The organism is Flavobacterium quisquiliarum (genome assembly GCF_019308285.1).
GTDB lineage: Bacteria > Bacteroidota > Bacteroidia > Flavobacteriales > Flavobacteriaceae > Flavobacterium > Flavobacterium quisquiliarum.
The window spans coordinates 38,947-64,848 of the sequence record NZ_WWEM01000013.1; the positions used below are offsets into that span (position 1 = coordinate 38,947).

Consider the following 25,902-nt stretch of genomic DNA (forward strand, 5'->3'; position numbering starts at 1 on the left):
CATAGTTTGCGTATATACAATCAATTAGTTAATACAAAACGCCAAAATATAGCTCCCAAAATAGTATTAACATATGTTTAGTTATAGTTAATTTAACTATATTTGGAGTAATGAAAAGTAAAACTCTCCAAATTACTCTTATTTACACCATCATCTCGATACTTACGGCTGTTTTATGTCATAAACTGCTCATAGGTTACTTTTCATCTTCAGAATACTTGTATTTATCCCTTATAAAAGACATTATATTCATCTTAATTACAGGATTGGTCTTTAGATTTATACTTTCAAAAAACGAAAAAAGAAGCAAAACAATTTTTGAAAAGCTAAACAAAACCAACGAAGAAATAAAAGAATCTAATGAGAAATATGACATTGTAGCAAAAGCAACAAGCGATACTATTTGGGATTGGAAAATACAAGAGGACAGTATTAACTGGAATAAAGGCATAGAAGGTGTTTTTGGTTATAATCCCGAAGAAGTAGGCAAAACTTCTAAATGGTGGTTTGACAAAATTCACCCGGAAGATAGTATCCGAATGTCAATAAAACTATATTCTTTTATTGAACAAAAAACGGAAAAATGGCAGGATCAATATCGCTTTAGATGCGCTGACGGAACTTATAAATATGTTCTCGACAGAGGCTTTTTATTAAAGGACGAAAACGGCAGAGCCATCAGAATGATTGGAGCCATTCAGGACATCACAAAACAAAAAGAAGAAGAACAACGTTTAAAACTTCTCGAAACAGTAATTACACAATCTAAAGATTCTATTTTAATTACTGAAGCCAATTCTCCTGATGGAAAAATTCCAAAAATTGTATACGTTAATCCCGCATTTTCACAAATGTCTGGTTATCTATCCAATGAAATAATCGGAAAATCTCCAAACATTTTTAAAGGACCAAATTCCGACTCTGAAGAGCTAAAGAAACTCTTAAAAGCCATCAAAAATGAAGAAGAATGTTTAATCGAAACCATAACTTATACTAAAAACAAAGAAGAATATTGGGTACGTTTTTCTATGATTCCAATTTTCAATAACGAAGGCGTTATTTCTCATTGGATCTCAATACAACGAGATATCACTGATGAGAAAAAACTGGAAACAGAAAAAGAACATCTTATTCGCGAATTAACACAGAACAATAAAGATTTAAAACAATTCTCCTACATCACCTCTCATAACCTGAGAGCGCCTTTATCGAATTTAATTGGATTATTAAATCTCATGGAAGATATTCCATTAGAAAATGAAGAATTGGAAGAAATTTTAGCTGGCTTCACCAAATCAACACATTTATTAAACGAAACCATAAATGACTTAGTAAAAGTTATTATCATAAAAGACAACCCTTCAATGCAAAAAGAAGAAGTCTCTTTAAAAGAAGTTTTTGAAAATGTCTTCAGCCAGCTATCATTTCAGATAGAACTGCATAAACCAATAATCAAACTTAAATTTGACAAGGTTCCAGAACTTAATACAAACAAAGCGTATCTTGAAAGTATTTTACTAAATCTACTGACCAACTCAATTAAATACAAATCAGAAAATAGAAAATTAAAAATATCAATTACAGCCGATAAGATAGACAACAAAACGATATTAACCTTTAAAGACAATGGAATTGGAATTGACTTAGAAAGAAATCGAGATAAAATATTCGGACTTTATCAAAGATTCCATAATTATCCAGATAGTAAAGGATTAGGCCTTTATCTTGTAAAATCGCAGGTAGAAACAATGGGAGGAATAATTTCTATAGAAAGCGAAGTCAACAAGGGAACCACATTTACAATAACATTTAAAAACTAATTATTATGCTCGAGCAGATTTTATGCATCGACGATGACCCCATCACGCTGATGTTATGCAAAAAAGTAATTTCTAAATCTTCATTTTCACATGAAGTTATTACAGCTCAGAACGGTGAAGAAGCACTCCATCATTTCAACACCTTAAAATACACCAACGATAAAAGCAAAAAAAAGCCGGAATTAATTTTTCTGGACCTAAATATGCCTATAATGGGTGGCTGGGAATTTTTAGATCATTTCACTTCGCCAGATTATAATACATTCAATTCTGTTCCTGTAATTGTCCTATCTTCTACAATTGACCCCGAAGATCTAGCCAAAGCAAAAAAATATCCGATTATCATTGACTTCCTGTCAAAACCAATTACAATTCCAATGCTAGAATATCTTAAGAAAAAAATAAGCCTATGAGGTTCATTTTTAACTATATTAGATTCTAAACTCCAAAAAAACTAAAGTTTTTAAACATTAGATTTCGCAAATAAAAAATCCAGATTTCAATTGTCATAAAAATTGAAATCTGGATTTTTTTATTCTTGGCCTTACCAACTGGAATAAAACAAAAAAAGTCCTCTAAAAGAGGACTTTTATATCTTTAGCAAATTGTTTAATTACAATTTAGCAACGTGTTTAGTTAATTTAGACTTCAAGTTAGAAGCTTTATTATCATGAATGATGTTCTTTTTAGCTAATTTATCAATCATAGAGATTACAGTAGATAATTTAGCAGCAGCATCAGATTTATCAGTAGCTAATCTTAACGCTTTAATAGCATTACGAGTAGTTTTATGTTGATATCTGTTAAGAACTCTTTTCTTTTCGTTACTTCTGATTCTTTTTAATGCTGACTTATGATTTGCCATTTTCTTTAATTTTAGATGTAATAATTATTATAAATACTAGTTAAAAAAGAAAAACCTCCCACAATTGTAAAAACAATCACTTTGGTTTTAACTAATAAAATAAAAACCGAGACACCAATTTTTATTTTACAAAACTTATTTACAACTAATTTTGTAGTCCGTAGGGGAATCGAACCCCTGTTACCAGGATGAAAACCTGGCGTCCTAACCCCTAGACGAACGGACCTAATTCTCCTAAGTTGGAAACTATTCAATATGTAATATAACTTGTAGTCCGTGGGGGAATCGAACCCCCCTTACCAGGATGAAAACCTGGCGTCCTAACCGATAGACGAACGGACCGTGCTTCTCTAATGCGGATGCAAAGATACATCTATTTTTTATCTGCACAATAGCTGATGCTATTTTTTTTATAATTTTTTAATACGCCTTTGCAAAAAGCACTCTTTTAGAAGAAGGATTCCCAGTAAACACACAGGCTCCAACCTCCTCAACAGCATCCAAAGGAATACAACGAATGGTTGCTTTTGTTAAGTCTTTTATTTTTTCTTCAGTTGCTGCAGTTCCATCCCAATGAGCTGAAATAAAACCTCCTTTACCTTCCAAAACTTCCTTAAATTCCTCAAAACTATTTACTTCCGTAATATGAGTATTACGATAATTCAAAGCTTTATCAAATAAATCTTTTTGAACCTGCTCTAAAAGATTATTTACATGATCAACAATATTTTCGCTGGCAACAACTTCTTTCGTCAAATTATCACGTCTTGCCACCTCAAAAGTTCCATTTTCTAAATCTTTTGGACCAACAGCAATTCTAACAGGAACACCTTTTAATTCCCATTCCGCAAATTTAAATCCTGGTTTTTGAGTTGTTCTATCATCATATTTAACTGAGATTTTTAGCTTTCTTAATTTTGCTGTTAACTCATTAACTGCAGTCGTAATCTGAGCTAATTGCTCATCAGTTTTATGAATCGGAACAATAACGACTTGTATTGGCGCCAAATTTGGAGGCAACACCAAACCTTGATCATCAGAATGTGTCATGATTAAAGCCCCCATCAAACGAGTTGAAACCCCCCATGATGTTCCCCAAACATGCTCTTGTTTTCCTTCTGCATTAGCAAACTTAACATCAAAAGCTTTTGCAAAGTTCTGACCTAAAAAGTGCGATGTTCCAGCTTGTAATGCTTTTCCATCTTGCATTAATGCTTCAATACAGTACGTTTCATCAGCACCCGCAAAACGCTCTGTTTCTGTTTTGAATCCTTTTACCACTGGAATAGCCATAAAATTTTCAGCAAAATCAGCATAAACATTCATCATTTTTTCAGACTCTTCAATAGCTTCTGCTTTTGTAGCGTGAGCCGTATGTCCTTCCTGCCATAAAAACTCAGCAGTTCTTAAAAACAAACGCGTACGCATTTCCCAACGAACCACATTTGCCCATTGATTGATCAATAAAGGCAAATCTCTATAAGATTGCACCCATCCTTTATATGTAGACCAGATAATTGCCTCACTGGTTGGACGAACAATAAGCTCCTCTTCCAATTTAGCGTTTGGATCAACCATTAATTTCCCAGGTCTTTCTTCATCATTTTTTAATCTGTAATGTGTTACAACAGCACATTCTTTTGCAAATCCTTCAGCATTTGTCTCTTCAGCCTCAAACATGCTCTTAGGCACGAATAAAGGAAAATAAGCATTTTGATGTCCCGTTTCTTTGAACATACGATCTAATTCAGCCTGCATTTTTTCCCAAATGGCATATCCGTACGGCTTAATCACCATACATCCTCTAACTCCTGAATTTTCAGCTAGATCTGCCTTAACAACCAGCTCGTTATACCATTTCGAATAATCTTCTGATCTTGTAGTGAGGTTCTTACTCATATTATATAGTTTGGCACAAATTTTGTTTTCAATAATTTTAACTAAATAGTTTGACAAAACTAACTATTTTTGTAATGTGCAACAATAAAAATCACCACAGATATGAAAACTAACATTTCTCTTCGCCGAAACTCTAATCATTTTTACATAATTGGATTAGTGAGTTTATTACTAGCGTCGTGTGGTTCTTACCAAAATTCATCTTATTACGATAATGACGGTGTATATGGTAACTCATCATCAAACCGCTACGTGCAACAATCTAATGGCACAAGCAATCAATACAAAGAATACTTCAGATCTTTGCAAGACGACGATCAGCCAACTGAAATTTTTACAGACGTTGACAACTATACTAACTACTCAGAAAGCGACAGCACTCAAACTGCCTCTGTAGGCTATCCTGCATGGGGAAGCAGCAGTTCTGACGTTTCAGTAAACTTCTATACCAGCCCAACATGGTCAATGGGATTTGGATGGGGATATCCATACTACGGATGGGGTTACGGCGGTTACTGGGGCGGAGGCTACTGGGGAGCTGGCTGGGGATATCCAGGCTACTGGGGTGGCTGGGGTTATCCAGGCTACTGGGGAGGTGGCTGGGGTTATCCAGGATATTGGGGTGGCGGATATTATGGCTACAACAACTACAACTATAGCTACGGAAGAAGAGGCTCTGCTGCCTACTACGGAAATAGATACTACACTAACAATAGAAACTATACTTCTTCTAACAGAGGTTTTACAACAAATAGAAATTACACCACTAACAGAAGCTATACTACAAATAGAAGTAGCTACACAACCAACAGAAATTACACCACTAATAGATCATCTAACGGTTACACAGACTTTAGAAGAAGCTCAAACTCTACCTATAATAGAGGCACAGACAGTCCTACCTTTACAAATAGAAGAAGCTACAACAATAGCACAGATTACAGCAACTCTGCTAACAGAAGATCTTACAACAATAGTGGCACAACAAACAGAAGCTACACACCTAGCAACAACAGCAGTTCATCTAGAAACTACACTCCTAGCCCATCACGTTCTATGAATAACAGCGGAGGAGGAAGCATGAGATCGTCTGGCGGAGGCGGTGGCGGAGGCATGAGATCTGGCGGTGGCGGCGGAGGAAGAAGATAATTTTTCCTCAGTAAACTAATTCAAACTAAAACTTATCCAAATGAAAAAAATACTATTCCTACTAATAACAGGAATGACTGTCAGCGCGTCATATTCTCAAGAAGTTTCAGATGCCATACGTTATTCTCAAGACAACCTGACCGGAACCGCACGATTTAGAGCCATGAGCGGTGCTTTCGGAGCTGTTGGAGGAGATTTATCTTCCCTAAGCGTCAATCCTGCTGGATCTGCAATCTTTAATACAAATCAAGTCGGAGTATCTTTTAGCAATCAGAATATTAAAAACAATTCAGAATATTATGGGAATCAAACTTCAGATAAAGCGAATTCATTCATCCTAAACCAGGCAGGCGGAGTTTTTGTTTTTAAAGACCGAAACCCTTCGAATAAATGGAGTAAAATTGCAATTGGTGCCACATACGAAAACACAAATAATTTTAATAATAATATATTTTCTGCCGGAATAAACCCAACCAAATCAATTGACGGCTATTTCCTAGCATATGCCAATGGCGAACCAGGACAAAATAACGGAGTTCCATTAGGCGTTATTAAAAATTTAGACTACAGAGATCAATTTTTCGCAGAACAGCAAGCCTATTTTGGATATAGAGGCTACGTAATTAATCCTGTAAACCCCTTAGACGACAACAACACTCAATACGTAACAAATGTACCAGCAGGTGCGCCTGGAGAAAACGGAAATTATCATCAAGAAAACGAAGTTTACACCAGAGGATACAACAGTAAAGTAAGTTTCAACATTGCAACTTCATACAAAGAAAGATTGTATTTTGGAGCAAACTTAAACGTTCACGTCACTGACTATAGGAGATCATCAAGTTTTTATGAGTACAACAAAAACCCCTTAGAAACCTACGAAACAATTTCAAATTTGCGTTTCAACAATGAGCTATACACTTATGGAAATGGATTTTCATTCCAACTTGGAGCAATAGGCAAAGTAACAGAAGCCTTTAGACTTGGTGTCGCTTACGAATCTAATACATGGTACGAGTTATATGATGAGCTTTCTCAAAGTCTCTACACAACAACAGAAACCAGTTCAGGAGCATCTTTTGACAATCCAATAAATCCAAATGTTGTTAATGTATATGAATCGTACACCTTACAAACTCCTGCGAAATGGACTTTCAGTGCTGCATACGTTTTTGGAAAATCAGGTTTATTAAGCATTGATTATGCAATAAAAGATTATGGAAATTCAAAATTCAAACCAATAAATGACGAAGGTTTTTCAAGAATCAATAGAGACATCAGCAACAGTCTGACCACTGCAGGAGAACTAAGAATTGGAGCTGAATACAAAATTAAACAACTAAGTTTAAGAGGCGGTTATCGTTTTGAAGGCAGCCCTTATAAAAACGGAACTACAATTGGAGACTTGAACAGCTATTCTGGTGGTTTAGGCTATAGCTTTGGATCAACAAAGTTAGATTTAGCTTATTCTTATTTAGAAAGAAAATCAAACCAAGGTTTTTTCTCAAAAGGTTTTACAGATGCAGCTAACATCAATTCAAAACTCAACAATGTAACCCTTACTTTATTATTTGAATTGTAATTAAGAATAAATAGATGAATGAAGATTTCCGTCAAAAATCAATTTGGCGGATTTTTTTTATCCGTAAAACAGCTGTCTTCCATTCAAAAAACCTTCACAAAAAACACCTAAATAAAACCGAAACAAGCGGTGTTTGAATAAAAAAGTGTAATTTTGCACTCCAATTTATAAAAGTATGAGAACCAAGTCTTTAAAAAAGAACAAAATTAACGTAATCACTCTTGGGTGTTCAAAAAATGTTTATGACAGTGAAGTCCTTATGGGACAGCTGCGCGCTAATGGAAAAGAAGTTGAACATGAAGCTCCAGCAGAAAAAGAAGGAAACATTATTGTAATCAACACTTGTGGTTTTATTGACAATGCAAAAGCAGAATCAGTAAACATGATTTTGGAATACGCCGATAAAAAAGACAGAGGACTTGTTGACAAAGTATTCGTAACAGGATGTTTGTCTGAGCGTTACAGACCAGACTTAGAAAAAGAAATTCCGAATGTAGATCAATATTTTGGGACTACAGAATTGCCTCAATTATTAAAAGCTTTAGGAGCTGATTATAAACATGAGCTTCTTGGAGAACGTTTAACTACCACTCCAAAAAACTATGCCTATTTAAAAATCGCAGAAGGATGTGACAGGCCTTGCAGTTTTTGTGCAATTCCGCTAATGAGAGGTTCTCACGTTTCTCAACCAATTGAAAAATTAGTTAAAGAAGCTGAAGGACTTGCTAAAAATGGCGTTAAAGAATTGATTTTAATTGCTCAGGACTTAACTTATTACGGTCTTGATCTTTATAAAAAAAGAAATCTTGCCGAATTACTTGAAGCCTTGGTTAAAGTTGAAGGTATAGAATGGATTCGTCTGCATTATGCATTCCCAACAGGTTTCCCAATGGATGTTTTGGATGTCATGAAACGTGAACCAAAAATCTGTAATTACATAGATATTCCGTTACAACATATTTCAGATTCAATCTTGAAATCAATGCGACGTGGAACTACTCAAGCAAAAACAACTCAATTGTTGAAAGATTTCCGAGCGGCAGTTCCTGGAATGGCAATTAGAACTACTCTTATTGTTGGTTATCCCGGCGAAACTCAGGAAGATTTTGAAATTTTGAAAGATTTTGTTCAAGAAATGAAATTTGACAGAATGGGATGTTTTGCTTATTCTCATGAAGAAAATACTCATGCTTACTTATTAGAAGACGATGTTCCAGATGATGTAAAACAAGCAAGAGCAAATGAAATTATGGAATTACAATCTCAAATTTCATGGGACTTAAACCAAGAAAAAGTGGGCAAGGTTTTCAAATGCATCATTGACAGAAAAGAAGGAGCTCACTTTGTAGGACGTACTGAATTTGACAGCCCTGATGTTGACAATGAAGTTTTAATAGACGCATCTAAACATTATGTAAAAACAGGTGAATTTGTTAATATAAAAATAATTGAAGCTACAGAATTTGATTTATACGGAGAACCTGCTTAAATTTACGCTGAACAATTGTTAAAACTAGACAAAAATACTTTTATGAAACTTACACAAAACTTAATTATTTTCGTTTTTACTTTATTTTGTTTCAACTCTGTTTCTGCACAATATGGAAACGGCTACTATAATAATGGCTATGGTAACGGTTATGGAAGAGGCGGCGGAATGGGAATGGATAGAAGTATGATGGCAGGACAAGGGCAAGGCTCACAAAGCAAACCTAAAGAAATTCCTGTGGAAGAAACTGCCAGTAAAATTACTGAACAGATGAAACCAGAACTTAAACTTGATGATCTACAAGCAATTGCCATTACAAATGTTTTAGCAGACAGCTTAAGAGAACAAGGCATTTTATTAAAAAATGAGAGCAGCAATCAAGATTTAAAAATTGAGCAAATGAAAGCTCTACGAGAAACTACTGATAAAAAAATAATCTCCTTTTTAAATCCCGATCAAGTTGAACCTTATAAGACTTTCATGGAAAAATTGAAAGAAGGCAAAACAGGTAAGACTAAAAAGAAAAAAAATAAGGATTCTAAAGACTCTAAAGAAGTAAAAGAAAACGCAGATACGAAAATTGAAGAATAATCGTTTAAACTTATAAACAACGAATTATGACAAAAAAGCATTTTTGTTATCTGATTTTAGCCGTAATTATCAGCGCTTGTTCTACTAATCCATACAAGACTACCGAAAAAGCGTACGACCAGCAGCTAAAAACTTTAGAAAACCAGATCACCAGCAAAGAAGCACAGCCAATTCCAGCTGCCGCAGTTGTTATTGATACTACCTATGCACAGCAGTTGAAAATTGTAAAGGATACTTTATCCAAAACAAATTCAACTTATCTGCAAAATGGGATTAACACAGAATGGATTGGAACGGTAAATTTCAATTTAAGAAAACCAAGTTTCGTTATCATCCATCATACTGCTCAAGATTCATTACAACAGACTATTAATACTTTTACCAAAACCAAAACACAGGTAAGTGCTCATTATGTCATTTCTGAAAATGGAAAAGTAGTTCAGATGCTTAATGATTACCTTAGAGCTTGGCATGCAGGAAACTCAACTTGGGGAAAAGTAACCGATTTAAACTCCTGCTCTATTGGAATTGAGCTTGATAACAATGGTTTTAAACCTTTTACAGAAGCACAAATCAGCAGTTTAGTCGCTTTATTGACAAAATTGAAAAAGGATTACAATATTCCAACTCAAAACTTCATAGGTCATGCCGATATTGCTCCAGGAAGAAAACAAGATCCAAGTGCATTGTTTCCGTGGAAAACACTTGCAGAAAAAGGCTTTGGAATCTGGCAGGACGAAGTTTTAGAACCTGCGCCATTTGATTTTAAAATCGAACCTGCTCTTAGAATTATAGGTTATAATACCAAAAATCTTACCTCAGCAATTCAGGCATTCAAGTTACATTATATTCAAACAGATACAACCTCAACTTTAGATAGAAAAACAATTGATACTATCTACTCCATTTACAAAAAACAAGTTCAATAAATAATTATTGGCTTAAAGATATATAACGCATTTCTATAAGGAAATGCGTTTTTTTTATTTATATACTCTCTCATACTTGAAAAAAACAATAAGAATATGGTGTGCAAAAAGATGCACTGCGGTGCATCTCTACAGTGATAAATACAACAAATAATATTTTTTCACAGCTATAATCGATTTAATAATGTACAGTTGCAACTTTCACTTCTAGCTTGCAACTCTTAACCTCTAACTCTTAACCCCAAACTCATAATTCTTAAAAATAAAAAAGCTGCCAAAACATTAATATGTTTCGACAGCTCCAAAAAAAAAAAAAAATATCAATCTTTATCTCTAGAAAGAGTATGTTGTTGCAATTAAAGCATAGAAGCTTCCTCCTGTTGGCAATGCATCTTTATCTAAGAATATATCTTCAGACGCTGCATCGTATCTTAGCTCAGGAATAATTGTAAGTTTTCCAACTTTGTAATTTAAAGAAACTGTGTTTGCAAATACACTAGATCCTGTTAATGTTCCCATACTTGGCGCTGCATCTTTAGCATCAAAATACTCCATTCTGTAAGCCAGCAACAATGATGGACTGAAAGAATAATTAGCATATCCAACTATTGAAAACCATTCTCCGTCTAAAGCGCTATCAAAATCATTTGTTGTTTTTGCATAAGTCGCATTTAACCCAAGAGAGAAACTATCACTAATAGTTTTAGACGCAGTCAAATCAAACTGAGTTTTATTCTCATCTGACACCGGAATGATACTTCCTGGTATTGCATTTGTACTTCCTGTTGTAAAGTTCAAATAAGCACTTCCCGTATCACCAATATACCCTACTTGTCCAATGAACGTTTTTTGGTAAGATCCCGCATCCATAGCCGATTTAAAATCGGTTGGATTTGTTAATCCTAACATAGCTGTAAATTTCCCAGAAGTATACTGAGCTTTTACACCTGTATTAAAGAACGGCCCGTATGAGAAAGCATACGACATACTGTAGTTTTTGTTATCTACAGCATCTAAAACTTCATATCCGATATGAGTTCCGAAACTACCCGCAACGAACTTAAATTCATCCGTTACATTATAGGTAAAATACAACTGTTTAATTAAAAATTTTGCACTTGCATCTTTATCCGGTGTTTCATTATACGAAAACTCTGCTGCTCTTTTTCCGAAACCTAAGTCTACAAAAACAGAAGCTTTTCCGAACGTATGACCTGCTTCTATCGACGCCATTCCTAATTCGAATGAATTCTGTGAGTTGGTGAAGCTCGTTAATCCATTCATTTGTTTTGAAAAATCATATTTATAGTACGCATCTGCAGAACCTCCCCATGTGGTTGCTGGAGTAGCTGCTTCCTCTTCTTGGGCAAAGGCAAAAGAACTTGTTAACATCGCGGCTAAAATGTGAAATGCTTTTTTCATGTTTTAAATTGGTTTTTAGTTATTAAATTGATTCTGGTTAGTTAATCGTTTATATATCTATGTAATAGTATAAGTCATTTCTAAAACCTTTCATGCGCCTTCAAATCATCATCATTTTCATTAGCGAATTTATTAACTTTTGTATCATCAGAATAATTCAAAACCGCTTTTTTGACGTTTTTAGTGAAGAATTACGGATTACAAAAATTAAATTAACAATAATAGTTATTTGATATTATTCTTTAATTGTTTTTGAAAATTCAACAACAGACTTTTACACAAATAGACCAAAAAACACAACACAAAACAAAAAACAACCCTTTTTAAAAACAAAAAACATCCATAAAAAGTATAAAAAAATATAATGACCCCTAAAATTTTAGGGGTAACTACAAAAAATATAAAAATAATAACAAACAGAAACAACAGATAGACATGAACTCAATCATAAAAATCAAAGAAAATAATTCTTACAAAAATTAATCTTAAAAGCACATTGCATTCAATGGCAATTTTAAGAATCAAAAACTGGTTTATAATAAAAAAGCCCGCTCTTATTTGAGCGGGCCATCCTGTTTATTCTTTTATTATTCCGACTTATTATATTTTCTTAAATACTCTCGGACTTTTATTCCAGACTCTTTTAAATCCTCATCTTTCCATTTTCCTTCAGATCCAGCAGTTTTCTTTAAAATTGAACATGTTTCGTCTTTATCCGATACTGACCAAGTAATCCAGCTTATCTTTTTAGCTTCCATCCAGTCAATATAATCCTGCCAAGCTTGGTAATTTAATGGTCCATCGCCCGAAGCTTCCATTCCTGCGGATTCTGATACAAAAACCGGCAGACCGCTTTTTATTGCCGCATCCGTTCTGTCTCTTAATTCTTTTCCGTGTGTTGCCGCATAAAAATGCATCGTATACATTATATTAGTATAACCTGTTATGGGATCTTCAGCAGGAAGATCGATATCTTGATCCCAATGAGGGCATCCCACTAAAATAATATTATTGGGATCGTTCTCTCGAATCACTGTAATTACTTCTTCAGCATAATTTTTTACTTCCCACCAAGTCTCATAATCGGGCTCATTAAATACTTCATATATAATATTGGGATACTTAGCGTACTTTTTTGACATTTCTGCAAAAAACTCTTTGGCTTCTTTTAAGTTTATATTGTGGCTGTGCCAATCTATAATTACATATACATCTGATTTTATAGCACCTTTTATGACAGCTTCAATCTTTTCTTTTGAAAACTGTGGATTATTTATATAGGAGAGATCCCCAAGTTCCACTCCCATTGCAGCACGAACTATATTACAATTAAAATCTTTCTTAAGCCAGTTTACTGCTTTTTCATTATAAAATCTAGGCCATAAACTGTGCCAGCCAAAACTCAAACCTCTAAGAACAATTGGATTATTATTCTTATCTACCAACTGTGTTCCTTGAACGCTTAACTGCCCATGTTTTTTTACAAACTGAGCTTTTGAAGCATGTACAAAAATCAAAAGAAAAACAATGACATGACAAAGCTTAAATTTCATAACACATTTTTAAGGAATTAATTTTAAAGTAACAACATCATGAGAAGCTATTTGAGTACTAAATATTTTTTTAGTATTTCCAACTTCTTTATTTTTCCAAAGATCTTTTATTTTGAATGTTGTTTTAGCAAAATATGCTTCATATCCAAAATCAACATCTTTGAAATTGTTTTTATTCCAATCAAAATTGAATTTCTTCGCTGTTTCTGTTCTATTTACAAAACTCACTGCCCAAGCTCCATCTGAAAGGGGTTTCACCCATACTTCTACTCCATCTAATACAGAATATTTAAATCCTTGAATTCCTAATTTATCCTGATTTACTGCCAAAAGTTCTTTATTGGTTAAAATTGCTAAAGTTTCTTTTGACATTTTCCTGTAATCATTTCCTGTAAATAAAGGTGAAGACAGCATGCACCACATTGCAAAATGTGTTTTATCTTCAGTGTCATTCATCTCGTTTCCAACCTCCATCATATCAAAATCATTCCAATGATCTGGACCGGAATATTTACGAATATCTTTTCGCATATCGGCGATTTTCATGAATCCCCAAGAAGACCAATTTTCTGGATGTTTGAATTCGCAATCAAAACAAGGATAAATATCTCCCGAAATTCTCCAAAGATTTCCAATTGGTTTTCCCCATTCCCATGGCTGATTGTCGCCCCATTCACAAAGACTGAAAACAATTGGCCTGCCAGCCGTTTTCAGCGCATTACTCATCGTTGTATAAGCTTCTTTAGCCGTAATTCCTTCTGTATTACACCAATCGTACTTTAGAAAATCGATTCCTAGTTTTGCATAAAATCTAGCATCTTGATATTCGTAACCTCTTGTTCCGGGATAACCTGCACAAGTTTTTGTTCCTGCACAATTATACAAACCAAATTTCAAACCTTTATTATGCACATAATCAATCAACGCTTTCATTCCGTTTGGAAACTTTACGGGGTCAGGCACTAAATCACCATTTTCATCTCTATCATGTGTCATCCAGCCATCATCTAATACAATATAATTATACCCAGCTGCCACTAAACCAGACGAAACCATAATATCTGCTGTTTCCTTTACTAACTTTTCATCAATATTGGTTGCAAAAGTATTCCACGAATTCCAGCCCATTGGCGGAGTCATAGCAAGACCTTCAAATTTTCCGCCTAGCTGTTTATGTGTATTTCCTTGACCAAAACCAAAACTGGTTATACTAAAAGCAAGTAGTAAAGCAATTTTTTTCATTTTTTCTAATTTAAAATATTTAAAAAAATGTTCCCTAATTTTTCAATCAGAGAACATTTTTAAACTAACTAAAACAAACTATTTTATAAAAATCCTAAATCATCTATATAAAGGATACTACCCGGAGTAATTGTACCTCCAGAAAATTCTTGAATAAATACACTATCAAAATTACCTCCATTTAAAAGATCTGGATGCAAAGCTGAAATGGGAATTGAAATATTATTCCATTGCCCTGGCACTAAAGTAACCGTTGTACCTTTAGCAGAATCACCTGTATCACTATTTATCGTGACCATAATTTTAGTGCTTTCTGTTGGAAATATAGACATTTTAACAAACTGATAATCCGCCGTATTTAGAGCTAAATCAGAATGCATAAAAAGACCGCTCCAAGCTTCTGCAATTTTTTTAATTGCATTTGTTCCTCTGCTAACTTTTTCTGTGCTTTCCCAGGTAATGTCACCTCCCCAGCCCCAGCCCCATCCTTTCAATGAGTCTTCGTATAATAAATATTTAAGTCCAATACCGCTTGGAGCAGAAACTCCAAAATCAGTTTCTACAACAATAAGTGCATACGAATCAAAATCGGCTGGAACAGTTGCTTTTATCTCTGTTTTTGACACCACCGTAATTGTAGCTGAAGTAGATCCAAATTTCACACTTTTAACTTTTACAAAATTTTGACCTGTAATTGTAATAACATCACCTGGAGAAGCTAAAACTTGCGACAAACCGCTAATTACTGGAGCAGGAGGCGTTAATTCTATTACATTACTTAAAACATTTATAAAACCATTTGTACCATAATAATCTAAACCTGGTGCTGCTTTATCAGATCCGTTTACTTTTAAAACACCGTTTGTTACATTAATGCTTAGCAGATATAGATCAGGGTTTACTGCATTTGCCATTGTGGCATAATCTCCTGTTTCCAAATAATCTGCTTGAACACCTTCGAGCTTAGCCACTCTCTTTTTAACCCCTTTAATAACGTGACTTAAAACAAGCTGTTTCAAATCTGCTACGGGTACCAAATTAATATCTGGATATCCTAAATTATTTACATAACCGTTGGCCACTAGATAAGCTTCAAAAGTAACATCATTAGGCACAAAATAGGTATAATCATCAGGCGTATCCAGTGTTGATTCTAGTCCTGCTAATTTTATTGCTTTTGTAAATACTGTTAAATTGGTATTTGCCTGAAGCATCCCGTATACAGTGTTATACTTTTGCTCCGCCCCTCCAATATCTTGAATTTCGTTATCACAAGAAGAAACTGTAGCAACCAAAAAGACGCATACAGCAATATGTTTTACTTTATTATATATATTTTTCATAAATTCTCTTTTAGTTTTTAATTATGGATTCTACAGTATAAACTCCATTTGACTATTGAAGTATACATTATTAAATCCTTCAGAATTATTTTAATACTAAACCAATATCATCAAGCAAGATTGTGTTTCCACCAAAACCACCAAATTCCTGCCATCCAATTTTGCTTAATACGGCTGGATTACCTACATCACTAAAAGGAATTTCAATATAAGTCCATGAATCAGATTTAAATTCTACAACCTTGAAATTACTATCAGCATTTCCGTTAACAAAAAACTTCACTTTTCCAGCTTTTGCACCTTTAACCGAAAATCTTACCGCTTTGAATTTATCTGTATCTGTAAAATTCCAAGAAGCAAGGGCTATCAAATAACCATCCCACTCACCTGATTTCCATTCGATACATTTAGAACCCTGACTAAAATCTTTTGTATAAGCCAAATCAAAAACATTAGTTCCATCCCATTTTTCATCCCAACCCCAAATATTAGTTGGAGCATCATCATAAATCTCACTGCCTAACGCCTGACTTGCAACAGTTGTTCCTGAAACATTGGTTATGGATAAATATTTATATTTAAAATCATCTGGGACTTTTACTTTTATTTCTGTCAACGATGACTCGATAGGCTCAACTGTTGTAGTTCCAAAATTAACTACAGGACGCAAAAAATACTCTCCTTTAATCGTGATTATATCTCCAGCATTAGGGTTAATTGGAAACCCTTTAATACTTGGATTTGGAGGTCTGATAGCTATTTTATAACTTAAAGTTCCTTTAGCTGTAACTATCTTCATCTCATCCATTTCATTATAATAAGGTGTTTTTTCATCTACCAATACAACAATAGCATTATCTGTTACGAATGTTGGATTAAAATAAGACTCTAATCCATTAAATGAAATCGATTTTAATGTAGCGAAACCAGATCCTCTAATGATATAATAATTTCCTGCATTAATAATGTCTGTAGGAACATCGACTTCTCGATCTCCTTCAACCAAAGGATCATCAACAACAGATTTGCTAACTCCTGTTACTTCAATATTTCCAGAGGAACCATTCGAATCATCGTTTGAACAAGAAGCCAAAAGCAAAATTGAGATCGAAGCCAAAAAATACAACTTCAATAACATTTTATTTTTTATATTTTTCATAGTGATTTACTTTTAAAAAAATTATTTGAAATTGTAAGGAACTGGTGCCTCTTTCAACTTTGGATTTTTTCTAACTTCAATATCTGGTTTTGGATAAGTAAAATCAGCTGGCGTAGGAGTGTAATGCATTACGCCTTGAGAATCAAAACCTCTATCTTGCTGAGAAATTATATTAATTGCTTCCTGACGTGGCAATCTCCCTAAATCAAACCAAAATTCTCCTTCAAAAGCAAATTCAACTCTACGTTCATGAAATAAAGCGGCTTTTGTTAAAGGCACATTTGTTCCTAAAGTTCCAAGACCTGCTCTAAGTCTTACTTTATTAAATGATTCTTTTGCTGCAGCGTTTGTAGTTTCATCAGCTCCTGCCATAGTTGCCTCAGCATGAATCAATAAAAGATCAGCATAACGCATAATATAGTTACAGTTATTCATTCCTCCCCAAGAATCAGCTGGCCCTGTTTCACTGGTAGCCTGACCTACTACATATTTCTTAACAGCTGCTCCTGTATTAGCCAATACATCTGGATATTTCGTTTTGTCCATAACGAAACCTACAACACCGTCTCCTTTCATATTTGGATAAGAATCACCATAAACCATAAAAGATTCTTTTCTTCTTAAATCTCCAATTTCAAAAGCATCCTGAACATCATTACTTGGCACATAAGTAGCTCCATAAGAAGCATTATCATTCAAAATATCCAGACCATATTGGATATTAGAGAAATTTCCTCCTCCATAAGTATTTATAGCCCCAGACCATTGCCAAGAATAAATAGATTCTTCGTTGTTATTTTTACTTGTTAGAAACAAATCTGCAAAATTTGGAAGTAATCCAAACTCACCCGAATTAATGACCTTTTCAGCCATTGCTTTAGAATCTGCATATTTTTTCTCATATAAATATACTTTGGCCAAAAATGCTTCAGCTGAACCTTGAGTTACAAAAATATTTTCTCCTCCTGGAGTTCTAGATCTTATTTTTGATTTAAGATTTGCTGCTGCAAATTTCAAATCATTTTCAATAAATATATAAACATCTTCAATTCTATTGGTATTAACCAGAGGATCCTTAGCCAATGCTAAATTATCTTCTATAATAGGCACAGTTCCATACAAACGCACCAAATAAAAATAGGCTATTGCTCTAAAAAAATGCGCTTCTGCTACAGTGTTTTTAATGACGTCTCTGCTCACATTTGCAGTGGCATTTTTTTCAATATTATTAATTAAATTATTAGATTGAGCTACAATTGCAAAACAGGCTCTCCACGGATCAAGCAAAATTGGACTATCAGAAGTCAATTTAAACTGAATCAACTCTGGTCCATCAGCATAAGCCAAACAATTTCCTGATGACAACTCAGACAAAGCGTAAAAATTTTTAGTATAGTAAGGAGCCCACATTGCACCATACATTCCATAAGTCGTTCTTGCAACCTGCTCATCAGTATTATAAAACTCAGAACTGCTGTAACTATCTTCAGACGGGCGATCCAAGAAATCTTCACTGCAAGAAGTAGTTGCCAAACCTAGTGTTAAGAATAAAACTAAGGTCTTTATATTGATATATTTTTTCATAAGAGTAGTAATTAAAATTCTAAATTCATTCCAAAAGTGAAACTACGATTGGTAGGATAACGACCAGAATCAATTCCTGATAATAATGGATCTTGATTGTACGATCCTACCTCTGGATCATAACCAGTGTATTTGGTAAATGTGTAAAGATTTTGAATACCAAAATAAAATCTTAATTTACTAATGCTCGCTTTTGAAATCACGTCAGAAGGCAGATTATAACCTAAAGTTACTTGCTGGATTCTTAAATATGAACCGTCCTCTACATAACGATCAGAGATAGCTATATTTGGATGTCCGTCTCCACCATCAGGTCTTGGATACTTTGCATCCGTATTTTCTGGTGTCCAAAAATCAGCAGCTTCAGCCAATTGATTTTCATACAAACGTTGGTTTTTAGTACCAGCACGTCTTGTTAAGTTCATTACTTTATTACCATAGACTCCTTGTAACAGAACCCCTAAATCAATATTTTTATAGGTAAATGTATTGTTGAAACCATAAGTGAATTTTGGCTGTGGATTACCAATATAAGTCAAATCCTTTTCATCAATAAGACCATCTTTGTTTTGATCTACATACTCAACGTCTCCTAACTGACTTTTTACCGCTTTATTTCCTGTAAAAGGAATAGGTGCATTTGCCAATTGTTCATTCGTTCTGATTATACCAACAGACTGATATCCGTAAAACTGACCAACTGCCTGACCAACTATTGTTTTAGTTACTGCTTTTGTAGTATAATCATTAAGCATTACATCTTTAGTCAAATCAAAATTATCCTGCAGGCTTAACAATTTACCTCTATTAGTTGAGAAAGTCGCTTTTGAAGTCCAAGAAAAATTCTTCCCAAACTTATTATTATAATCTAGAGTCATTTCAAAACCTTGGTTTCTTAAGCTACCTAAATTTACACTAGGTGCTCCTAAACCTCCTTGATAAGCATCTGTTCCTGTAACATAATAAGGTAACGGTAAAACAAATAAAAATCCAGCAGACTGTTTTCTATATACTTCAAACGTTGCTTGCAGCTTTGATTTAAAAAGTGTAAAATCCAAACCTATATTGGTTTGTTGAGAAGTCTCCCAAGTTAAGTCAGGATTGGCAATGTTATTGACTGTAAAGAAATTACCCATAGCCGATTTTATTGCACGAACGGTACTCATGTAACCACCGCCACCAATATTTTGGTTTCCTGTCTCACCATAACCAACTCTAATTTTGATATTGTCAATATATTCTCTAGTTCCTTCCATAAAACTTTCGTTTGAAAGTTTCCAAGAACCTGAAATCGAAGGAAAGTAACCCCATTTTTGACCTGGTCCAAAATTAGAACTTCCGTCTGCCCTCATTGATGCAAGGAGAGTATATCTATTATCATAATCATAATTAAAAGTTCCGAAGTAAGAGTAAAAAGCAGAGCTTCCTTTGTATTCTGAAGCCACAAGTGTATCTGGATCACCTAAACTAATAGAATGAACATCATTACTTACCAAACCAGAAACTGTTTGTGAATTTCCAAACCAATGACTATCATTAGCCTCTTGAGCTGCTAAGAAATTAAAATGATGATTACCTGCATCAACTTTATAGGTTAAAACGTTTTTAACATTAAGACCATACCAATTGTTTGCTCTCTCTGTTAGCTGGTTGGTCTCTCTGACTGCGGCACCCCATTTATAAGTAGGTTGAAAACCCTCAAAATTATCCACATTTGTAGATCCTCCAAATTCAAATTTATATTCAAGTCCTTTTCCCAATCTGAAGCTCGCATAAAAATTTCCTATAAAATTTTTCTTAATCAGTTTATTAGTATTCATCAAAGCAGAAGCCACTGGATTGATCCAAACACCAATTGATCCATCTGCCGGTGGTCCTGCATAGTTACCATTAGTATCTTTTACCGCAACATCAGGAGTAGACAAGATAGAAGTACTAATAATTCCATTACTTGCACCATTAATAGTGATGTCTTCATTGGTAATTCCAGTTCCAAGAGAAACCCCAACTGTCAGCCAATCTTTAAGTTTGCTGTCAATATTCGTTTTAAAACTATATCTTTTGAAAGCTGAACCAATAACAATACCTTCCTGATTGGTATAACCACCTGAAATATAATAATTAGTACCATCTTTTGCACCTGAAAACGAGATCTGATGATTATTCATTATTGCCGTTTTATAAATCTCATCCTGCCAATTTGTTCCTTTACCTAAAACAGATGGCACTGCAAACTCGTCTCTCGGCGTTACACCGTAAACAGCGGCCAAAGCATTTTGCTGCGCTGCGTATTGACTTAAAGTCATAGTATCTAATAAACGAGTTACATTTTGAACAGAGAAATAGGAATCATATGTAATTTTCCCAGTTCCCTTTTTACCTCTTTTAGTAGTAATAATTACAACCCCATTCGACGCTCTAGAACCATAAATAGCAGTTGCTGAGGCATCTTTCAAAATATCCATTGTTTCAATATCATTAGGATTCAAAAAAGCAATCGGACTTGATGTTACATTTCCAGTATTTGCCCCCAAATAACCTGTAACAATTGATCCTCCTGTAGCTGTATTTGCAGCATCTCCAGAAATCGGAATACCATCTATCACATACAACGGTTCGTTAGTTCCAGATATCGAAGTAGTTCCACGTATTTTCACTGACACACTACTTCCTGGCTGTCCAGAATTATTCGTTACTGCCACCCCTGCAGCACGCCCTTGTAATAATTGATCTACTGATACTTGTGGAGAATCTGCAATATCTTTGGAAGTTACTGTAGAAATAGCACCAGTTAAATCTTTTTTCTTAACACTACGATATCCTACATTTACCAGAACTTCACGTAAATCCTCTGCACTAAGCTTTAAGACAACATTGATTGTTCCTCCATTTTTCACATTAATAGTTTGTGTAACATAGCCAATAAACGAGACAGAAATCGTAGAATTTGCAGGTGCATCAATAGAATATTTTCCATCAAAATCTGTTGAAGCAGTTTTTTTTGTACCTGTAACCACTATGTTCGCACCAGGAATAGATAGTCCTTTGTCATCCGACACTGTTCCAGAAACCTTTACCTGAGCCGTAACAAAATTACTTGTCAGTAACAAAAATAATATCAAAGGAGCGGCTCTGTGGTTAGCCTTCCAATGAATGAAGCTAGTCATTAGTTTTTTCATAATAAATGTTTGGTTAGTTTAAATTTGTTGATTGCCAATTTAAGAGATAAAAAATCGGAGTGTATTTTTGTACTCGTAAATTATTTAACAAATCTATAACAGAGAGAATTATCAAATCGATAATATTATATCATTTAATGATAATATTTTTACTTTAAACGGATAAAAAAACACATATCAAAATAAAACACATTAAAAATTACATTATTCTCAATGACAATCCTCAAAAGAACCTAAACCATACATAAAAACTAACAAAAACCCTAAAATCAAACGTTTTCGTTAAAAATAATATTTATTAGTGATAAAAAAGTATCATTATAAAATACGTTTCAAACCAGAAAAGTCTTCTCTATACTGACTAGGCGTACAGTTTTTCGTCGCTTTGAAACTGCGATTGAAGTTCGCAATATTATTAAAACCTGATTTGAATGCCACTTCAGAAACACTCATGTCTTTTTCTACCAGCCAGCGTGCCGCATAACCAATTCGGATATCATTAATATAATTCACAAAAGTTTTTCCAGTACGTTTTTTAATAAAGCGGTTAAAAGAAATAATAGACATACTGGCTACATTGGCAACATCTTCCAAAGTGATTTTTTCAGCAAAATGTTTCTGCACATATTCGTAAACTAATTTCATCTTATCATAATCATCAAACGTATCATAATCTACTGTATAAGTAGAAAGCAGACGTTGATTCCTAGAATTTGCCAGATCATATAATAGAGAAGTAATTTCCAGAAAATAATCCATTCCATCTAGTTTCGAGAGCCTCACAAGCCTTGGTGTTAATTCTTCAGCCGTTTTTTTAGAAAAAAGAATACCATGAATAGATCGATTAAACATATCCCGAATTGGATTCATGATACGTCTCGATAATAAAGATTCATGAAATAAATCATTATGAAACTGAATCGTGATCTCATGGATTTTTTTACTAGTACATTTATTCAATTCCCAGCCATGATATAAATTGGGACCAATCAAAACCAGCTCGACATTATCGATTTCTTCAATATTATCTCCCACAACTCTCTTCACTCCTTTTCCGTTTAAAATAAAGTTTATTTCGAATTCTGGATGATAATGAACAGGAAAATCGAAGCTGTCTTTTACACGATCGAAAACCAAAAAACTATCACCTGCTGAAAGAGGCGCAATTTCTCTATAAAAATTTTTTGTAGTACTCATCTTAAAAACTATTTTCAGGAAAGCAATTTTTCTCTTTTTTGACTGCAATAATATGATATATAATTGATAAAATAATATTAATTACACGATATTCATCCAATTATCTTTGAAAAAATAAATTATCATTTCTTTAAAAAGAGCTTTAATAATAAACATTAATCATTTTTAATCGAATATCTTTTTATAGTTTTAATAATTTTAGAGACAAATTGCTAAAGAATTTTCGAACAAAACAGTCAATATATTTTCAGAACCTAAATCACTGTATCTTTAGCATTTAGCTCCATTAACAACTAACAATCCAACAATGAAAAAACATTTTATCATGCTTCTAACAGTTGTATTAATTGGTACTTCTTGTAAATCACAGAAAAAACCAAGTGATACAAATTTGTCACTTTCAGATAAAAAAGCAACTTCAGAAACTAAAACACTTTACAAAAACTTATATACACTATCTCAAAAAGGCTTTCTATTTGGTCATCAAGACGATCTAGCGTATGGCGTAAAATGGAAATATGAAGATGAACGAAGCGATATAAAAGATGTTGCTGGCGATTACCCAGCCGTTTATGGATGGGACATTGCAGGCTTAGAGAAAGACAGTCCCAATAATATAGACGGTGTTCCTTTTGCTAAAATGAAACAATATATTATTGAGTCCAATGCAAGAGGCGGGATTTCGACCATAAGCTGGCATTTTGACAACCCAGCAACTGGTAAAGATGCTTGGGATCATACTCCAAATTCGCTGAAAACAATTTTACCAGGTGCGGAAAATCACAAAAAATTCACTTCTTGGCTAGACAAAGCAGCAGTCTTCTTCCTGTCTTTAAAAGATAAAAATGGAAAAAACATTCCGATTCTCTTCAGGCCTTTTCATGAACTTACCGGTGGCTGGTTTTGGTGGGGAAAAGGAAATTGTACTCCTGAAGAATTTAAAACGGCTTGGAAATTCACCTTCGACTACCTTCAGAAAAAAGGTGTCCACAATTTAATCTACGTATACAACACAGGTAGTTTTGGCACTGAAGCCGATTTCTTAACTAATTATCCGGGAGATAATTATGCTGATATTTTAAGTTTTGACAGCTACCAAAACAGCAATGATCCAAATGGAGAAAAATTCATTAACGAGGTTCAGAATCAATTTAAAATCCTAAATAAAATAAGCACTGAAAAACACAAATTAATCGCATTGGCAGAAGCTGGTTACGAAGCCGTTCCAGATCCAAAATGGTGGACAGGAACTTTATTAAAAGCGATTGGAGATTATAAGATTTCGTATGTCTTATTATGGAGAAATCATGGCTGGCAGGAAAAAGAGCAAAAAATGCATTACTATGCTCCATTTTCTGGACAAGTAAGCGAAAAAGATTTTCTCGATTTTTATAACCTAGATAAAACTATATTTGAAAAAGACATTCCAAAAAAATTAAAATAACTGCCCAAAATAAATTAAAACCTTAAAAAATAACCAATGCACGACAAAATTAGTTTAAAAGAAAAAATCGGTTACGGTCTTGGAGACGCTGCTTCCTCTATGTTCTGGAAAATTTTCAGCATGTATTTACTGTTTTTCTACACCGACGTTTTCGGATTAGCACCTGCCGTAGTAGGAACCATGTTTTTAATTACCCGAATCTGGGATTCTTGTTTTGACCCAATTGTTGGAATTCTAGCTGACAGAACCAAAAGCAAATGGGGAAAATTTAGACCTTATCTTCTTTGGGTTGCTATACCTTTTGCCGTCATTGGAGTTTTAACTTTCTACACACCTGATTTTGATGAAAAAGGTAAAATTATTTATGCCTATGTTACCTATTCTTTAATGATGATGATTTATTCTTTAATCAATGTTCCTTACGCTTCACTTTTAGGCGTAATGTCTTCTGATAGAAAAGAAAGAAATACACTTTCGTCCTACCGAATGGTTTTTGCTTTTGGCGGAAGTTTATTAGCGCTCTGGTTAATTGAACCTTTAGTAAACTATTTTGGAGGAAATCTCAATTCTAAATCAGGCTGGCTGTCAACAATTGCTGTTTTCGGCTTCATTACAACTATCTTTTTCTGGGCTTGTTTTGCATTCACAAAAGAAAGAATCAAGCCTATTGCAGACGAACAAAATAACCTAAAAGAAGATTTAAAAGATCTTTGGAAAAACAAACCTTGGTGGATTTTACTTGGCGCTGGAATTGGAGCATTGGTTTTCAATTCTATTCGAGACGGTGCTGCGGTTTATTATTTTAAATATTATGTAAGCAGTGCTGTCAACTTTGATTTTTCACTTTTTGGAAGTGATTTTCATATGACACCAACTTCAATTTATTTGGTTTTAGGACAAGCAGCAAACATCATCGGTGTAATAATCGCGACACCAATTGCTAATAAAATTGGTAAAAAGAAAACGTTTTTTGGAGCTATGGCTTTAGCTGCAATTCTAAGCCTCATTTTCTATTTATTCGGGAAAGAAGATATTTTTTTAATCATGAGTTTTCAGGTTTTAATCAGTATTTGTGCGGGCTGTATTTTCCCTTTAATCTGGTCCATGTATGCTGACAGCGCCGATTATTCAGAATGGAAACAAGGCCGAAGAGCAACAGGATTGGTTTTTTCTGCTTCATCAATGTCACAAAAATTTGGCTGGACCATTGGTGGTGCTGGAGCTGGCTGGCTTTTAGGCTATTTTGGTTTTCAGGCCAATGTGGAGCAAACCGTGGCAACTCAAAACGGAATTCAATTAATGTTAAGCATACTGCCAGCAATTGCTGCAGCCATATCTGTTGCATTCATTTTATTTTACCCTTTATCAGAAGAAAAATTACAAATTATAGAACAGGATTTAAACGAAAAGAGAGATCAAAATTAACAAACAATACAGATAAAGAAATCAATTTAT

The 25,902-nt window shown here is 34.0% G+C and carries 19 protein-coding genes and 2 tRNA genes; 9 read left to right on the forward strand and 12 right to left on the reverse strand.

Annotated features, from left to right (window positions below; genetic code table 11):
* The first annotated feature begins 110 nt into the window (after window positions 1-110).
* Together GSY47_RS05205 and GSY47_RS05210 are read left to right on the forward strand one after the other, a co-directional pair.
* A complete protein-coding gene (locus tag GSY47_RS05205) occupies window positions 111-1,820 on the forward strand; it encodes a PAS domain-containing sensor histidine kinase (RefSeq protein WP_179002298.1) in 1,710 nt (569 codons plus the stop codon).
* 5 nt (window positions 1,821-1,825) lie between these two features.
* On the forward strand, window positions 1,826-2,233 hold the full coding sequence (locus GSY47_RS05210) for a response regulator (RefSeq protein ID WP_179002299.1): 408 nt from the start codon (window positions 1,826-1,828) through the stop codon (window positions 2,231-2,233).
* Between the two features lie 200 nt (window positions 2,234-2,433).
* Here the strand turns inward: GSY47_RS05210 and rpsT are convergent, their stop codons facing one another.
* The 4 genes from rpsT to proS all read right to left on the reverse strand — a co-directional run bounded on the left by rpsT (window position 2,434) and on the right by proS (window position 4,584).
* A complete protein-coding gene (gene rpsT / locus GSY47_RS05215) occupies window positions 2,434-2,685 on the reverse strand; it encodes a 30S ribosomal protein S20 (RefSeq protein WP_091492106.1) in 252 nt (83 codons plus the stop codon).
* Window positions 2,686-2,839: 154 nt separating this feature from the next.
* A tRNA-Glu gene (locus GSY47_RS05220) sits at window positions 2,840-2,911 on the reverse strand.
* 44 nt (window positions 2,912-2,955) lie between these two features.
* A tRNA-Glu gene (locus GSY47_RS05225) sits at window positions 2,956-3,027 on the reverse strand.
* A gap of 78 nt (window positions 3,028-3,105) precedes the next feature.
* Window positions 3,106-4,584: a proline--tRNA ligase gene (proS, locus tag GSY47_RS05230; protein WP_179002300.1), complete on the reverse strand. Its 1,479-nt coding sequence runs from the start codon at window positions 4,582-4,584 to the stop codon at window positions 3,106-3,108.
* Between the two features lie 102 nt (window positions 4,585-4,686).
* Between proS and GSY47_RS05235 the strand changes: the two genes are divergently transcribed.
* The 5 genes from GSY47_RS05235 to GSY47_RS05255 all read left to right on the forward strand — a co-directional run bounded on the left by GSY47_RS05235 (window position 4,687) and on the right by GSY47_RS05255 (window position 10,324).
* Entirely contained in the window at window positions 4,687-5,733 is a 1,047-nt protein-coding gene (locus GSY47_RS05235; protein WP_179002301.1) for a hypothetical protein, read from the forward strand.
* Window positions 5,734-5,773: 40 nt separating this feature from the next.
* Complete coding sequence (locus GSY47_RS05240) at window positions 5,774-7,315, forward strand: OmpP1/FadL family transporter (RefSeq protein WP_179002302.1); 1,542 nt, start codon at window positions 5,774-5,776, stop codon at window positions 7,313-7,315.
* A 175-nt stretch (window positions 7,316-7,490) separates the two neighbouring features.
* Window positions 7,491-8,804, forward strand: coding sequence for a 30S ribosomal protein S12 methylthiotransferase RimO (gene rimO / locus GSY47_RS05245; RefSeq protein ID WP_091492112.1), 1,314 nt, complete (start codon window positions 7,491-7,493; stop codon window positions 8,802-8,804).
* 42 nt (window positions 8,805-8,846) lie between these two features.
* A complete protein-coding gene (locus GSY47_RS05250) occupies window positions 8,847-9,395 on the forward strand; it encodes a hypothetical protein (protein ID WP_179002304.1) in 549 nt (182 codons plus the stop codon).
* Between the two features lie 26 nt (window positions 9,396-9,421).
* Entirely contained in the window at window positions 9,422-10,324 is a 903-nt protein-coding gene (locus GSY47_RS05255) for an N-acetylmuramoyl-L-alanine amidase (RefSeq protein ID WP_179002305.1), read from the forward strand.
* Between the two features lie 333 nt (window positions 10,325-10,657).
* Here GSY47_RS05255 and GSY47_RS05260 read toward each other — a convergent pair whose 3' ends face one another.
* The 8 genes from GSY47_RS05260 to GSY47_RS05295 form a co-directional block, all read right to left on the reverse strand.
* Window positions 10,658-11,746 (reverse strand): outer membrane beta-barrel protein, encoded by a 1,089-nt coding sequence (locus GSY47_RS05260; protein ID WP_179002306.1) that lies wholly within the window; start codon window positions 11,744-11,746, stop codon window positions 10,658-10,660.
* 587 nt (window positions 11,747-12,333) lie between these two features.
* Window positions 12,334-13,299, reverse strand: a complete 966-nt coding sequence (locus tag GSY47_RS05265) for a glycoside hydrolase family 5 protein (RefSeq protein WP_179002307.1) — start codon at window positions 13,297-13,299, stop codon at window positions 12,334-12,336.
* 9 nt (window positions 13,300-13,308) lie between these two features.
* Entirely contained in the window at window positions 13,309-14,541 is a 1,233-nt protein-coding gene (locus GSY47_RS05270; protein WP_179002308.1) for a glycoside hydrolase family 27 protein, read from the reverse strand.
* Window positions 14,542-14,624: 83 nt separating this feature from the next.
* Complete coding sequence (locus GSY47_RS05275) at window positions 14,625-15,884, reverse strand: fasciclin domain-containing protein (RefSeq protein WP_179002309.1); 1,260 nt, start codon at window positions 15,882-15,884, stop codon at window positions 14,625-14,627.
* Window positions 15,885-15,969: 85 nt separating this feature from the next.
* Complete coding sequence (locus GSY47_RS05280; RefSeq protein ID WP_179002310.1) at window positions 15,970-17,043, reverse strand: IPT/TIG domain-containing protein; 1,074 nt, start codon at window positions 17,041-17,043, stop codon at window positions 15,970-15,972.
* 21 nt (window positions 17,044-17,064) lie between these two features.
* On the reverse strand, window positions 17,065-18,627 hold the full coding sequence (locus GSY47_RS05285; protein WP_179002311.1) for a RagB/SusD family nutrient uptake outer membrane protein: 1,563 nt from the start codon (window positions 18,625-18,627) through the stop codon (window positions 17,065-17,067).
* Window positions 18,628-18,638: 11 nt separating this feature from the next.
* Window positions 18,639-21,806, reverse strand: a complete 3,168-nt coding sequence (locus GSY47_RS05290) for a SusC/RagA family TonB-linked outer membrane protein (protein ID WP_179002312.1) — start codon at window positions 21,804-21,806, stop codon at window positions 18,639-18,641.
* Window positions 21,807-22,124: 318 nt separating this feature from the next.
* Entirely contained in the window at window positions 22,125-23,003 is an 879-nt protein-coding gene (locus tag GSY47_RS05295; RefSeq protein WP_091492127.1) for an AraC family transcriptional regulator, read from the reverse strand.
* Window positions 23,004-23,310: 307 nt separating this feature from the next.
* Between GSY47_RS05295 and GSY47_RS05300 the strand changes: the two genes are divergently transcribed.
* Together GSY47_RS05300 and GSY47_RS05305 are read left to right on the forward strand one after the other, a co-directional pair.
* On the forward strand, window positions 23,311-24,447 hold the full coding sequence (locus GSY47_RS05300; protein ID WP_179002313.1) for a glycoside hydrolase family 26 protein: 1,137 nt from the start codon (window positions 23,311-23,313) through the stop codon (window positions 24,445-24,447).
* 36 nt (window positions 24,448-24,483) lie between these two features.
* Window positions 24,484-25,872 (forward strand): MFS transporter, encoded by a 1,389-nt coding sequence (locus GSY47_RS05305; RefSeq protein WP_179002314.1) that lies wholly within the window; start codon window positions 24,484-24,486, stop codon window positions 25,870-25,872.
* The last annotated feature ends 30 nt before the right edge of the window (window positions 25,873-25,902 follow it).